The 15,013-nt window shown below is 36.0% G+C and carries 11 protein-coding genes; 7 read left to right on the top strand and 4 right to left on the bottom strand.

Annotated features, from left to right (window positions below):
• Positions 1-65: 65 nt before the first annotated feature.
• A complete protein-coding gene (locus tag AAKU52_RS13475; protein WP_354334349.1) occupies positions 66-2,651 on the top strand; it encodes a cation-translocating P-type ATPase in 2,586 nt (861 codons plus the stop codon).
• Positions 2,652-2,654: 3 nt separating this feature from the next.
• The gene (gene pncB / locus AAKU52_RS13470) at positions 2,655-3,842 is read left to right on the top strand and encodes a nicotinate phosphoribosyltransferase (protein ID WP_354334347.1); all 1,188 of its coding nucleotides are present in this window, start codon (positions 2,655-2,657) and stop codon (positions 3,840-3,842) included.
• Between the two features lie 124 nt (positions 3,843-3,966).
• Here pncB and AAKU52_RS13465 read toward each other — a convergent pair whose 3' ends face one another.
• The 4 genes from AAKU52_RS13465 to AAKU52_RS13450 form a co-directional block, all read right to left on the bottom strand.
• A complete protein-coding gene (locus AAKU52_RS13465; RefSeq protein ID WP_354334345.1) occupies positions 3,967-4,398 on the bottom strand; it encodes a DUF2147 domain-containing protein in 432 nt (143 codons plus the stop codon).
• A gap of 161 nt (positions 4,399-4,559) precedes the next feature.
• Positions 4,560-7,733, bottom strand: coding sequence for an efflux RND transporter permease subunit (locus tag AAKU52_RS13460; RefSeq protein WP_354334343.1), 3,174 nt, complete (start codon positions 7,731-7,733; stop codon positions 4,560-4,562).
• 22 nt (positions 7,734-7,755) lie between these two features.
• A complete protein-coding gene (locus tag AAKU52_RS13455) occupies positions 7,756-8,874 on the bottom strand; it encodes an efflux RND transporter periplasmic adaptor subunit (protein ID WP_354334341.1) in 1,119 nt (372 codons plus the stop codon).
• Positions 8,875-8,883: 9 nt separating this feature from the next.
• Positions 8,884-10,233, bottom strand: coding sequence for a TolC family protein (locus AAKU52_RS13450; RefSeq protein WP_354334339.1), 1,350 nt, complete (start codon positions 10,231-10,233; stop codon positions 8,884-8,886).
• Positions 10,234-10,682: 449 nt separating this feature from the next.
• Between AAKU52_RS13450 and AAKU52_RS13445 the strand changes: the two genes are divergently transcribed.
• The 5 genes from AAKU52_RS13445 to ppnP all read left to right on the top strand — a co-directional run bounded on the left by AAKU52_RS13445 (position 10,683) and on the right by ppnP (position 14,385).
• Complete coding sequence (locus AAKU52_RS13445; RefSeq protein ID WP_354334337.1) at positions 10,683-11,774, top strand: sensor histidine kinase; 1,092 nt, start codon at positions 10,683-10,685, stop codon at positions 11,772-11,774.
• A gap of 52 nt (positions 11,775-11,826) precedes the next feature.
• On the top strand, positions 11,827-12,585 hold the full coding sequence (locus AAKU52_RS13440; RefSeq protein WP_354334335.1) for a LytR/AlgR family response regulator transcription factor: 759 nt from the start codon (positions 11,827-11,829) through the stop codon (positions 12,583-12,585).
• A 119-nt stretch (positions 12,586-12,704) separates the two neighbouring features.
• Positions 12,705-12,950, top strand: a complete 246-nt coding sequence (locus AAKU52_RS13435) for a hypothetical protein (protein WP_354334333.1) — start codon at positions 12,705-12,707, stop codon at positions 12,948-12,950.
• Between the two features lie 229 nt (positions 12,951-13,179).
• A complete protein-coding gene (locus AAKU52_RS13430) occupies positions 13,180-13,950 on the top strand; it encodes a leucyl/phenylalanyl-tRNA--protein transferase (RefSeq protein ID WP_354334330.1) in 771 nt (256 codons plus the stop codon).
• A 120-nt stretch (positions 13,951-14,070) separates the two neighbouring features.
• Positions 14,071-14,385, top strand: coding sequence for a pyrimidine/purine nucleoside phosphorylase (ppnP, locus tag AAKU52_RS13425; RefSeq protein ID WP_354334328.1), 315 nt, complete (start codon positions 14,071-14,073; stop codon positions 14,383-14,385).
• The last annotated feature ends 628 nt before the right edge of the window (positions 14,386-15,013 follow it).

Here is a 15,013-nt window from a genome sequence, read left to right as displayed (position 1 = left end):
AAACCACCATCCTGGAAAAACCTGGGCTTATTAATCATTTAGCGCTTTAATAGCAAGACCAAAAAATGAAAGAATTTTACCAACTGAGTTACCGTGAAGTAGTTAAAGAGTTAAACACATCATTATCTGGACTTAAAAAAAATGACATTGCTTCCCTGCAAAATAAGTTTGGAAAGAATGTATTAAAGGAAGCTAAACAAAAAAGTAAAATCGCTATTTTTCTTTCGCAGTTTAAAGATGTAATGATCATCATCTTAATTATTGCTGCTGCTATTTCCTTCACTATGGGGGAACATATTGATGCCTATGTAATTTTAGCTATCATTATCGCTAATGCACTGATCGGTTACATACAAGAATATAAGGCCGAGGAGTCAGTAAGGATGCTGCAAAAAATGTCTGCTCAATATGCCATTGTGCTCCGGGACAATAACCCAGAGAAAATTACCTCAGACGAATTGGTGCCTGGTGATGTGATTTTATTGGAGGCTGGAGATATTGCTCCTGCCGATGCCCGACTATTTCAATGCAGCGCACTTAAAATAGAAGAAGCTGCTCTTACTGGTGAAAGCCATTCTGTAGAAAAAACAGTTGATGCCATCAATAACGAGGACCTTGGCCCTGGAGATCAGCTAAATATGGTATTTAAAGGGACCATCATTAGTAATGGTAGTGCAAAAGCACTCGTTACCGCAACCGGAATGAATACCGAAATCGGTAAAATAGCAGACCTTTTGAATACTAGCACGCAGCAAACGCCACTGCAGAAAAGACTTGCCTCGTTCAGTATACAAATGGCAATAGTAGTCATCGTTATTTGTGTGCTTGTTTTTGGCATTGGTTTATGGAATGGAGCGGCACCTTTATTGATGTTTCTTACCGCATTGTCTTTAGCAGTTGCTGCATTACCTGAAGCACTTCCTGCAGTAATTACTATTGCACTTTCTAAAGGTGCAAGCAGAATGGTTAATCAAAAAGCCTTAATGAGAAAACTGCCTGCTGTAGAAACCTTGGGTTCTGTTACCTATATATGTAGCGATAAAACCGGTACGCTTACTCAGAACATCATGAAGGTTGAAAAGATCAAGGCAATTGATGGAACAGAAGAATTATTGAAATATGCAATGATGCTCAATAACGAAGTGCGCTTTTCTGATGATGGAACGATTTTAGGTGACTCCACAGAAACGGCAATGGTTAATTATGCACTACTCCATGGCCTATCAAAAGCTGACGCAGACCTCAAATATCCTCTTGTCGATAAACTTCCTTTTGATTCTGTAAGAATGCGGATGAGCACTTTACATGAACACCAAAACAAGTGGATCTTATTCGTAAAAGGTGCCCCCGGTAAGATTGTAGAAGTTTTAACGGAAGAACATAAAAAACAATCACCGAAATGGTTAGATCTAAACAAAGCATCTGCAGCAGATGGTTTAAGGGTGTTGTTTTTTGGATATAAAGTTTTTGATGAAAAACCTCTTGAAATTAATGAAGCTATCGAAAAGGAATTGACTTTCCTGGGCATGGCCGCCATGATCGATCCACCGCGGGAAGAAGTGATTGATGCCATTAAAGAATGTAGACTGGCTGGCATTAAAATAGTAATGATAACCGGCGACCAGCCATTAACGGCTTTTGCTATTGCAGAACGATTGCAGATAATAGATAAAGATTCTAACAAGACCATGACTGGGGCTGAATTGGCAAAGCTTTCTGCTGAAGATTTTATTCAGCAAATAGAAAACATTGCTGTATATGCCAGAGTTTCTCCTGAACAAAAATTAAATATTGTAAAAACTTTACAGAAAAATGGAGAATTCGTTGCCATGACTGGTGATGGAGTAAATGATGCACCATCATTGAAACAGGCAGATATTGGTATTGCAATGGGCATTACCGGCACAGATGTTTCTAAAGAATCGGCTGATATGATTTTGCTCGATGATAATTTTGCCACTATTGTAAAAGCAGTGAAAGAAGGAAGGCGTATATATGAAAACATAAGAAAATTTATTCTTTATATACTTTCATGTAACCTTGCAGAAATATTAACTATCGTTTTTGCTCCAATTTTGGGGCTGACTATACCCCTGCTCCCCATTCATATTCTTTGGATAAACCTGGTTACAGATGGCTTACCGGGTCTGGCATTAACCGCTGAACCTGCAGAAAAAGGGATCATGAGTAGGCCTCCCAGACCTCCTAAAGAGAATTTATTTGCCGGAGGCATGATTGCAAAAATATTATGTACTGGAACTTTCATGGCTATGATAGTCCTTTTTGTGCAAACCTGGGCAGCAAACAAAGGCTATGATGTAAAAACCCAACAAACAGCAGTATTTACTTTACTTTGCTTTATACAATTGGGTAACGCTCTTTCAGTACGCCTTGCCTATAATTCTATGTTTAAAGTTGGAATTTTCACAAACAAAGGCCTGTTGTTAGTCATTATTTTAACCATTATACTACAGCTTTTACTTGTATATATGCCGCCATTACAAACAATTTTTAAAACAGTAAGTTTAGATTGGCCCATCATGCTGGTTATCCTATTAGCTACTATTTTTGGCGTTCTCGGCATTGAATTGTTAAAGTATTTGATCAACAAAAGGTTCAATAAATTAAAAACACGTTCTACATTAAATTAATAAATGGAATTAAGACAAACCACATTTTCATTTGCTTCTATTCTTGATAATGATTTCTATAAATTCACAATGCAACAAGGTGTTGTAAGGCTATTTCCAGGTGCAAAAGCTCGTTATAAGTTTATCAACCGTGGTAAACATTCTTTTCCAGTTGGCTTTTCTGAAGCCTTGAGGCATGCTGTAAATGAAATGGCTTCCTTAAAGCTTAGCCCAGAAGAGAAAAAATTTCTGCAAATAACCTGTCCTTACCTTGACCCGGTGTATCTTGATTTACTCGAAGGCTTCCGTTATAATCCTGAGGAAGTTCAAATTTACCAACGCGGAGACCAATTGGAAGTGAAAATTGAAGGTTTTTGGTACCGCACAATTTTATGGGAAGTACCACTGATGTCGTTGATCTGTGAATTATATTATAAACTGAGCCGAACCATTAGGGTTAATGATGAAGAAGTTATAAACATTACCAGGAGTAAAATTGAAGCGTACCACAATTTAGGGGTTACTGTAGCAGAGTTTGGCACCAGGCGCAGGTATGGCTATAATGTACATCGTTTAGTATTACAAGCTTTAAAGCAATATGGAGCGGGCACTTTCATTGGCACCAGCAATGTTCACTTGGCAATGCTTTACCAAACTAAACCCATTGGAACGCATGCACATGAATGGTTTATGTTTCATGCTGCTCGTTATGGGTTTAAGATGGCCAATGCCATAGGTCTGGAACACTGGGTGGAGGTTTACCGGGGCGATTTAGGGATTGCATTATCAGACACCTATACCTCGGAAGTCTTCTTTAAACAGTTTGATAAAATGTATTCTAAATTGTTCGATGGCGTAAGGCACGATAGTGGCGATGCCCTGCTCTTTGGTGATAAAGTTATTTCACATTATAAAAGGCTAGGTATTGACCCAAGAACGAAAACAATCATCTTCTCAGATGGATTAAACTATGATAAAGTTGCCAGAATTGAGAGCCATTTCCGTGATAAAATTGGAATATCTTTTGGTATAGGCACAAACCTCACCAATGATGTTGGCCCGGAGCCTATGAATATTGTTATAAAAATGACTGATGCTCATCCTCAAGACGGTGAATGGACTGAAGTGGTAAAACTATCAGATGAACAAAGTAAGTATACAGGAAGTGAAAACATGATTAACCTCGCTAAAACGATTTTATCTATTGAATAAAGCCGGTAAGTTTATTAATTATGCCTTGATTTCCAGCAAGTAAACTGAGTTTTCCTTGTAATTCATATTGCTGGGCAATAGAAATAAAAGGTAGGAAGAAGAACAAGCACACTAAATATTTTATTTATTTAACACGTTTCCAGGTTTCAGACCTGCCAATAATGGAGATCCCCATGTAACCACGGATGCTGATCTGGTTATTATCCTTTCTTGTAATGTTACAGCTATAGGTCTTACCTGATTTTGGATCATAGATTTTACCATCAGTCCACTTTCCATCTTCATAAATAAAACCTTTTAACATTTCTAATCCTATAATAGGTCTGGACTGTAAACCTTGGTCTGGATTTTTATAATCCGTTTTTACATTCCTTTTTTCATCCTTTGGCTCTTTTAACCAAACGATTTTACCGTAAAATTTGTCACCTTTTTTAAAAATGTCAATATGTGCCTCGCCTGTTGGATTAACCCATTGGCCCAGTATTGCATCTTTATTTTGTGAAAAGCCAGAAAAAGATATTGCAGAAAGCAACAATAAAAAAGTGAAATATTTCATACAGTAATTTTATATAAGTTATCTAAAGTTATAAATTCAGCTGATATTAAAGAATTATTATTTGAGAAGTACAAAATAAGTTTAAAAAAAATCCCCGTCTAAATAAATAGAGGGGGATTGAATGGTATTGTTATTACTATTTACAGCGGTTAAAAAGAAACCTAATCTGCATGTAAGGTATCCTTATGTTCATCAGGTTTGTAACTAGCTTCTAATTCAGCAAGGTGTTTTTTTCCGTAAGCTACTTTAGTAATCAATACAAAGAGTACTGGCACAATAAACAAGGCCAGAATGGTTGCTGAAAGCATACCTGCGGCAACTGTCCAGCCAATAGTTTGACGGGAAACCGATCCTGCACCCGAAGAAAGAATTAATGGAATAATACCTAAAACAAAGGCAAAGGAAGTCATGATAATAGGTCTTAACCTTAATTTTACCGCTTCAATTGTTGCAGGTATTAATGGCATTCCCCAATCCACACGCTCTTTGGCAAACTCCACAATCAGGATGGCATTCTTAGCCGATAAACCGATTAAGGTAATTAGACCTACCTGTGCATAAATATTGTTATCCAAATGGGGAAGAAACATCAGGGCCAGGATAGCACCAAACAACCCTAAAGGCACACTTAATAAAATAGAGAAAGGCACAGACCAACTTTCATATAAAGCGGCAAGCAGTAGAAATACAAATACAATAATTAAAGAAAAGATGACTGTTGTACTGTTACCAGCCTCTTGTTCCTGCTGACTTAAGCCAGAGAAGTTATAAGAATAACCTGCAGGTAAAGTTTGAGCAGCAACTTCTTCTAATGCTTTTAAGGCCTCACCACTACTGTAACCAGGTTTAGCCCCGCCATTTACTTCAATTGCTCTAAATAAATTATAGTGATTGATAATGGAAGCATTTTCTATTTTCTTGTAAGTTACCAATGCACTTAACGGCACCGTACCGCCAGTATTATTTTTAACATATAAGTTACTCAGGTTTTCAATATTTTTCCTGAATGTTGTGTCTGCTTGTGCCACTACCCTATAACTTCGGCCATATTTAGTGAAGTCGTTGATATAGCTAGATCCAAAATAAGTTGATATGGTACTGTAAACAGCGCCAATAGATATACCCATTTTTTTTACTTGTTCCCGATCTACAGTGATTTTATAATTCGGTGTATTTGCACTGAACAAAGTATAGGCCATTGCAATTTCCGGACGTTGGTTAGCTGCAGCAAGAAACTTGCCAGCAACAGCTTCAAATTTTTTAATATCACCAGATTGCTGTTCCTGTATTTGCATACTAAAACCACCACTAACACCCAATCCTGGAATTGGAGGTGGTTGAACTGCTAATATATGGCCTTCTTTATCACCTGCAAAAGTTTTAGTTACCTTAGCCAATACGGCGGAAAGATCTTGATCACGATCATCCCAATGTTTTAACTGCACAAAGAAAGTTGCCGCATTAGCTTTAAACGACCTATTTAAAATATTGATCCCAGAAATGGAAGTTACACTGGCAACCTCAGGATTTTCCTTCCTTATTGTTTCTGTAACCCTGTCTATAAAAACATTTGTACGAGAAGAAGAAGAACCTTCGGGTAAGGTAGCCCCAATTAAAAACACACCAGCATCCTCATTAGGGATAAATCCAGTAGGTTTTGACTGAAACATAGCTAGGGTACCTATATAAATACAAACCATTATGACCATTACGATTGGCGCTTTTTTCAAACACCAGCGAACACCTTCAGAATAGCTGGCAGTTACCCTTGCAAACCAAGTATTAAACTTAAAGAACAAGCTATTTAAACCTTTAGAATCCTTATTTAAGCTCATTGGTTTTAACAATAATGAGCATAGAGCAGGAGTAAGTGACAAGGCGACAAAGGCAGATATTAATACGGAAACGGCAATGGTGATTGCAAATTGCTGATACAGCTGACCCACCATACCTGGTATAAAACCAACGGGAATAAATACAGCGGCTAATATTAAGGCAATAGCAATAACCGGAGCAGTAATATCTTTCATGGCCTTCCTAGTTGCTTCTTTAGCAGAAATACCTTCATGGTCAATATAATGCTGAACGGCCTCAACAACCACAATAGCATCATCCACAACAATACCAATAGCCAATACAAAAGCTAACATCGTAAGGATGTTTACCGAAAAGCCAAAAAGCGTAAAGAAGATGAAAGTACCAATAATAGAGACTGGAATAGCCAAAACAGGAATAAGCGTTGCCCTCCAACTCTGAAGGAATATAAAGACAACAATAGTAACTAATATTAAAGCTTCAACAAGGGTATGAACAACACTGTTGATGGAAACTTTAACGATAGATACCGTTTCGTAACCTATGGTATAATCTAAGTCAGTAGGGAAAGATTTCTTTAAATTTTCTAGCGTTAACTTAATACCATCAGCTGTTTGAACTGCATTACCTCCAGGGGTTTGATTAACCCCCATCATGGAAGCTACTTTTCCATTAAGTTTAGCGGTTATGGAATAAGAGAATTCACCCAGCTGAATCCTTGCAATATCTTTCAGATAAACTGCCGAACCATCTTGTGCCGTTTTCACAATGATATTTCTAAACTGCTCTTCATTGGTCAGGTCACCATCTAAAATAATGGAATACTCAAAAGTCTGGTTATCTTGCTGAGGCGCGCCACCTACACTTCCACCCGGAACACGTGAATTTTGTTCCTGAATAGCTGCTGTAACTTCTGCAGGGGTAATGCCTAAGCTGGCCATTTTTGTAGCGTCCATCCAGATCCTCATACTAAAAGGCTGGCCAAAAGCCATAACATCACCAACACCAGGCACCCTTAATAAGGCATCTTTTAAGTAAAGGTTGGCATAATTAGAAAGGAATTTCTGATCGTAAGTACCGTTAGGAGAATATAAACCGAGCACCATCAAAAGATCAGAATTAGCTTTTTTAGTGGTTACACCCAAACGCCTTACCGATTCAGGTAAGGAAGGTTCTGCAATACCGACCCTATTTTGAACATCCAGGGCTGCAATGTCAATGTCTGTACCCACTTCAAAAGTAACAGTAATGGAAGAACGACCATCAGATGTACTGTTAGAAGTAAGGTACTTCATACCCGGGGTACCATTAATCTGGCTTTCAATAGGGGTAGTAACGGTTTGTTCTACTGTTTCTGCATCGGCACCGGTATACGTTGCATTAACGGTTACTGTAGGTGGGGCAACATTTGGATATTGACTGATAGGTAATCCTGTAAGTACAATAACACCTATCAATACAAGTAAAATGGATATAACGATGGCCGTAACCGGTCTTCGTATAAATACTTCTGAAATCATATGATTTTAATTGGAGTAAAAATTAATTTTTTGGTGTAGACTTAACTACAGCACCTGGTCTTACATTTTGTCCACCTTCAGAAACAATAATATCTCCTATTTTGACACCATCAGTAATCACCACTTTATCACCTACCACACTACCTAATTTAACAATACGCTGTTCAGCCTTACTGCTGTCGCCAACAACGTAAACTGAATAAGCGCCTAATTGCTCAGCTACTGCTTTATAAGGAATAGTCAATTGTTTACCCTCAATTCTGTTTAACACTTTAACATTACAAGTCATACCTGCACGCAAACTATTTTTAGCATTGGGGTAACTAATTCTCACCTTTATTGTTCCGGCATCAGGATCTACTGCACGGTCTATGGTTACAATTTGACCAGGCATCTGGTAGGTTGTATTATCTTGCATTTCTATGCTAAACACAGAATCTTTAAGTGTAGCAGGGTTTTGCTGTAATTTAACAAAACGGGCAATATCTTTCTGATTAATAGCAATATCTACAGCAATAGGATTGGTTGTGGATACTGTATTTAATAAGGTAGTACCAGGGCTCACAAAAGCACCTAACTTAACCTGAGAGATTCCAATAGTTCCATTTAACGGAGATAAGATCATGGAACGCCTAAGGTCAGAAGCCACAGTAGCTAAAGCCGCTTCTGCCGCTGCAACTTGTGAGGCAGCATTTGCCAAATCTGTTAACGCGTAATCCACACGCTGTTTAGCAATGGCTTCCTGCTGATTCAACTTTATATAACGGTCTGCATCTTTTTTAGCTTTAGCAAGGTTAGCTTTTGCAACCTGTACATTTGCAAGCGCAGCGCGATGAGCAGCGATGTATTTTGTGCGGTCAATCTCGTATAACTTCTGTCCTTTGGTAACTTTCTGACCATCTTTAATATAAATAGCCGTAATATATCCACCAACTTCGGCACGCAATTCTACTTCGTTTAATGGAACAACTACTCCTGGATAAGTATCAACAACTATTACTTCTTCTTCGCCAACGGTATAAGTTGACACCGATGTTGGTGGTGGAGCAGTTTGTTGTTGTGTTGGATTTGAATTTCCACAAGAGGCTAAAACGAGCGTACCAAGTATAAAAAAACCTGATTTTATAAAATTATAGTTCATTGCTATTTATTATTGAGTTAAAGTGATAGTGCCTAAAGCCTGTTTTACATCTAGTTTGGAAGAGAGCAAACTATATAAAGAATTAAGATAGTTCAATTGTGCGGTGCGCAGATCAGTCTCTGAAGTCATCAGGTCCAAATAAGTTTTGATACCTTCATCATATTGAAGTTTTATCGTTTGATAAACTTGTTTAGAGATTCCCACATTAGCATTTGCCGTTTTCCAATCGTTAAGATTAGATTTATAGGTAGCCAAAGCACGTTCATATTGCGTATTAATCAGGTTTTTTGTATTTTCCAGATCAAGGTCAATCCTTTTCTCCAACAATTGAGATTTCCTGATTTCCTGAGTACGTTTAGTCCCTTGAAAGATTGGAATATTTAATTTTAAACCCACAATTGAACCTGGATAGGATTGATTGTACAAATTGTTGAAATCATTATTTAAATAATTCCAGCTGTAATTTACAAAGCCAGAAAGTTTTGGTAGGTAAGCTGCTTTATTAAAACTAGTATTTATGCCTTGTAATTGTCTTTGAGTTTCCAACAAACGGTACTCAATGCGATTTTGATAGTTCAGCATTTGAGTTGTATCCATTAAAACCTCTTGTTCCATAGTCTGCGCATTGAAAGATAAACTGAAATCTTTTTCAGAATTATAACCAATTAATCCTTTTATATAAGCATACTTATATTTCAACAGTTCATCAGTTCTTTTTTTATCAGCTTTTGAATTACTCAAACTAATTTGAGCACGTTGATAATCGGTTTTATCAACCAAGCCAGCTTCATATTGAGCCTTAGCATCTTTCTGTTGTTTTTCTAAACGGGCAATATTCTCAGAAATGATCAATAACTGCTCCTGACTAGTAAGGATATCAAAGAAGGCTTTACTTACGTCCACAATAGTAGTAATTTTCTTACTTTCTGTAGTCTGCTTGTATTGCGCCCTGTAATACTTAGCTGTTTTAGAAGCCTGAATTAAACCGGCATTTAAAAATTGCTGATCGGCCTGTAAAATCATTGAAGAGGTGTTTTTTGTACCAAACACAATGTAATTTGTTTCACCATTGGTGGTCAAAGCATTTACCTGTTGTTTAAGGTTATGGTTAAAGTTGGCATCTGCGTTAATTTGCGGAAACCATCCTGAAAGCGCTGATTTAATATCACGCTCGCCTATTTCTTCATCCAGTAAGGCTTGCTTAACTTCTGGTTTATACCTTAAGGCATAGTCAATTACTTGTGCAAGTGTAGCATTTTTTAGCACCTCTGTTTCCGGATTTGTTTGAGCAAAGACAAATCCCGGCAGAAATACGGGAAGGAAGCCCAGGAGCACAAAGAATAATTTGTGGGTTTTCATTAGTATGTATCTATTTTAAAAGGTGATGAAGCTAGCATAGCCATGTGGTTTCATTAAATTGATTTTTTTTAATAAAAGATTGTAAAACCAATCATTCCCGATTAAGAAATAGACTGATACTTTCTTTTTAATTAACATTACATGGGTTATTTTAGAAGATGCAAAAGTAAGGAAGGGATTAAACAGTTGACGTTATAATTTCACTGAACAAAGTAAAATTATTGCTGAAGCGGAACTATTGAACCCCCAAATGTAGTCTGCCAACTTAGAATAGGCTTTAGCAACCAAACTTGTTACAAAACAAATGCATTTGGGTTGCAGTAATAACCGCTTTAGCTTTAAAAACGCATCATTCAGTAAGTTATCCGCTTTATTTAGCTTGGTTAAGGGTATTTTTACAGCACATTAATAGATTTTGATAAACCTCATCTGTGATGATTTATTTTAACATGAAATTAAAACAGCAAAATAAAGACTTTTACAAATACTTCAGGTTCATTATCACCCCTGTAGTTTTTTCAGGCTTTTATTTACTCGCTTTCCTGGTAGACCCATACCGGCCCTGGGGAGATTTTTTTAACCGCAGCATATATAGAATTATAGGTGAATGGATTTTTGTGTTGTTATTTTGTTGGATCCTCACAGAAATTAGCCTCTCTGTAGCCAGGAAACTTGACAAAAAAATACCTTGGGTAACCTATCCCCTTGGCAGGTTTATTATTCAATTAAGCATACAGATTGTTTCTACAATCGTTTTGCTTTATTTTTATTTGCGTGTTTCTTTTTTAATATTTGAAGGCGATTCCAAAATTAGTGATATAGATGAACTTGCTATCAGACAAGTATTTGTGGTCAGTATGTTATTATCCATTCTGATCAGTTTTATTTATACCGGTAACTTCTTTTTACAGAAATGGAAGGGTGCCATGCTTGAAGCAGCAGAACTTAATTTAAAAGCGGCAGAATTTCAGCATATCGCTTTAGAAGCGCAACTACAATCACTCAAGGCACAGCTTGATCCTCATTTTATGTTTAACAACTTCAGTACGCTATCAGCGCTCATTACTGAAGATCAATTGTTGGCACAGCATTTCCTCGAAAATTTATCAAGGGTTTACAGGTATATGATTATTAACTTGAATAAAAACATTATAGCCGTAGAGGAGGAAATAGAATTTGCAAAGGCTTATTTTTACCTGATTAAAATCAGGCTTGGTGATAATGTTAAAATGGAAATCAATGTCAGCGATGAAGTTCTTAAGAAAGGAATTCCGCCTATTACCTTACAATTGTTGCTAGAAAATGCCATCAAACATAACATGGCTTGCCGTACTAAACCTTTGTTCATTAGCATTTGCATGGACGGAGAAGAGCACCTAGTTATTTCCAATTCCTTACAGCGGCTAAACTATAATATTCCCTCCACGCACATGGGCTTAAAGAATATAGAAAGCAGGTATAAGTTGCTATCTGATCAAACACTTGAGATTATAGAAACTGATAACCAGTTTATTGTTAAATTACCCTTACTGCAGATTTAGTTAATAAAAAGGAAATCAACACTTTATAACTAATCAAAATAACCTGTATCCTATGAAAATCCTAATTATAGAAGATGAGCAAAGGAATGCCAAAAGGCTTCAAAACCTGCTCCTTGAAATCAATCCAGAAATTAATGTGGTGGGCATATTAGAGAGTGTTGCAGATAGTGTAGAATGGTTTGCTTCAAATGACGAGCCTGATTTAATTTTGATGGATGTTCGCCTGGCGGATGGTTTATGTTTTGAAATATTTTCTGCCTGCACCATAACCGCACCGGTAATTTTTACTACTGCTTATGATGAATATGCTATCCGTGCTTTCAAGGTAAACAGTATTGATTATTTACTTAAACCTATAGATAAGCTCGAATTAGCCAATGCCTTAACAAAATACAAACAAATTTCTACTCAACACCAAACCGGTGAGATGATAAATAACCTAGTAGAAATTATAAAAAAACCAGGTACTGTTTTCCGCTCCCGGTTTTTAATTCCGATACATGATGGTTATAAAACCATTAATGTGAGCGACATTGTTTATATTTTTTCTGAATTTAAAGTTTCTAATCTAGTGCTTGAAAACGGTGATGTACAGGCTATAACTTTTACCATGGATGAGTTAGAAGACCAGCTAGATCCATCAGTATTTTTTAGGGCTAACCGACAGCATTTAATTAGCATTAACAGTATTAAATCCATTCATAATTTTTTTAATGGGAAACTGAAAGTAATAATAAATGGGCAAGAAGAAGTAGAAATATTTATCAGCAGAGAAAAATCGGCAATGTTTAAACAATGGTTAGACCGCTAATAAGTGGTATATTGTTTTATTAGTCGGCATAGCTGACAAGCTATTGGTTTTTCACCGCTATAAAGACATCATGGAAGGATTTTTTGTAACTTTGAAAGAAAAAGTCGAATAAGATCATCATGGCAGTATTACATAGAAAAGAAGAAAAAATTGAAGTTGTGTTGAGTAAGCTTCCAGAAGAGTACACTGATAAGGAGTTTGTTGATGTCTTTATACAACTTTATTCTAAAGATTGGGGAAAGATTAAAGCCAATTACATTAAACAGTCGCAGGATAAAGAACCAGGAACAATTATTAATATGCCTAAGCCGGAACTTTATTTAAAAAGTATTTTAGAAGTTTACCTGAATAATTTAAAAAAATAACGACTAAAGTTTTATATTGAAAGGAAAGGATTGCCGAAAAGCAATCCTTTCCTTTTACCGGATATTTGTACAATAAAGCAATCAAAAACCGTACTCCATTAAAGAAACCTTAGCATTCGAATAAAGGACTAATACCGCTATTTAATGAAATAAAATTCTTAATTAAGAACTATATAGCTTAATAAGTAAATAAATTATTTACATTTATGTAACATAACATCATTTAAATATGGGGGATTTATTACAAGAAATATCATCAAATTTTAGACAGTCGACAAAGAAAGTACTTCAGAAATTATCTCATACTGCCTTAACTAAGGTATCTGGGGGTAAGGACAAAGCCTTGCTTTGGTCTTATGGTCAGTTTCAATTGTCACCTTATATCATTTTACAAGGATTTCTACAAGGAATTTTCCCATTACCTAATATGAAAAACGGTAAAATTATTGAATGGTATGACCCGGAAATAAGAGGAATAATACCTATACAGGATTTTAAAATTCGAAAAGATTTATTGCGTCAATTAAAAAAGGAAAAGTTAAAAGAGCCAAGCCAGCGATTTGAAATAAGAATTAATACCAATTTTAAGGAGACCTTAATTGCCTGCTCAATGCCAAGGGGCACTAAAACAAAAACATGGATAACTCTTGAATATATTGAAGCGGCAACAGAACTTCATAAAATGGGCCTTACCCATAGTGTGGAGACTTATATCAATGGCGTACTTGTTGGTGGTGTAGTGGGTATGGCAGTAAACGGATCTTTTGCAAGTTTAAGTATGTTCCATACCATTAATAATGCGAGCAAAGTAGCCTTTTATTATCTATTGGTCAAACTGAGAGATGATGGATTTAAATTACATGTAAGTGGAGCGGCAAACTCCTGGTTTAGCCAATATGGATTGATCAATATGGAAAAAGATGAATTTAGGAAGAATTTGTTAACGGCTATTACTGCCCCCGTTACTTTTAGCAGCAACGTACCGCAACTCGAATTTTAAATGCTTTGATAGATCCTGGGTTTAAATTATAGCAAAACAGGTTTTATTTAATTATTTATTATACTTGACAGTCGATACATTTGTTTTCAACTTTAACAAGAATCAAATAAAACTAAAATCATGAGTAATACAACTAATTCTTCCACAACAAATGAAGTGGTATCGCACAATTTATATTTTGAAGGCAAAGTGCAAAGCCTGGGATTGGAAACAGTAAAAGGCAAGGCTACACTTGGAGTAATGAAAAAAGGGACATATACATTTTCAACATCATCACCAGAGAAAATGGTAGTCATATCAGGCACGATGAATGTAAATTTAGAAGAGGCTGGCTTTAATATCTATAAAGAACAGGATGAATTTGAGGTAGCAGCAGGCACTTCATTCGATGTGGAATGTGAAACTGATGTTGCTTATTTATGTTATTACGGCTAAATAATTTTAAAAATTTAAAACAGCTTCAGGTAATTAGACCCGTAGCTGTTTTTTATTGAAATTATTTCCCTGCGGTCTTAATTGTTCTTAACATAACTGATTGTTTTAGCATTTATCTTATCATACTGTTTATGGATTCCTAACCAAACTACAAAAACAACTTTTAAAATTCGAGATAATCCAGAATGCCTTCAGTCAGTAATAAACTTATGAGATATTGTTCTGCTTGTTCCCTACATCGACCCTTCATTCAGAGAAAAAAACTGGAAATGAACGAAAAAGGATTGCTTTATTATGAGCAATCCTTTCAAAATTTGGGAAAAAAAGTTTATGTACCCAGAAGCAGATTCGACTCCTGACAATCTCAAATAATTGAAAACGCTTCTGAATATATATAAAATGCGTTTGTTACCTTTGATGATATTCGTAAATATCTCGAAATATTCACGAACATCCGATTTGTTTACACCAATTAAGACCGTTGCAAGGCAATATGTTATTTAACTAATTGATTAACAATAAATTACACTTGTTTTTTTTTGTTATTTAGGATATTTTTATGTATTTTAGGTTATGAAAAACGAACAGAAATTGGGTTTTGCAGATTATATGGTTCAGCGGAGAAAAA

Source organism: Pedobacter sp. CG_S7 (genome assembly GCF_040544395.1).
Taxonomy (GTDB): domain Bacteria; phylum Bacteroidota; class Bacteroidia; order Sphingobacteriales; family Sphingobacteriaceae; genus Pedobacter.
Note: the sequence above shows the minus strand (reverse complement) of the source record. Positions and strands in the feature narration are given on the sequence as shown.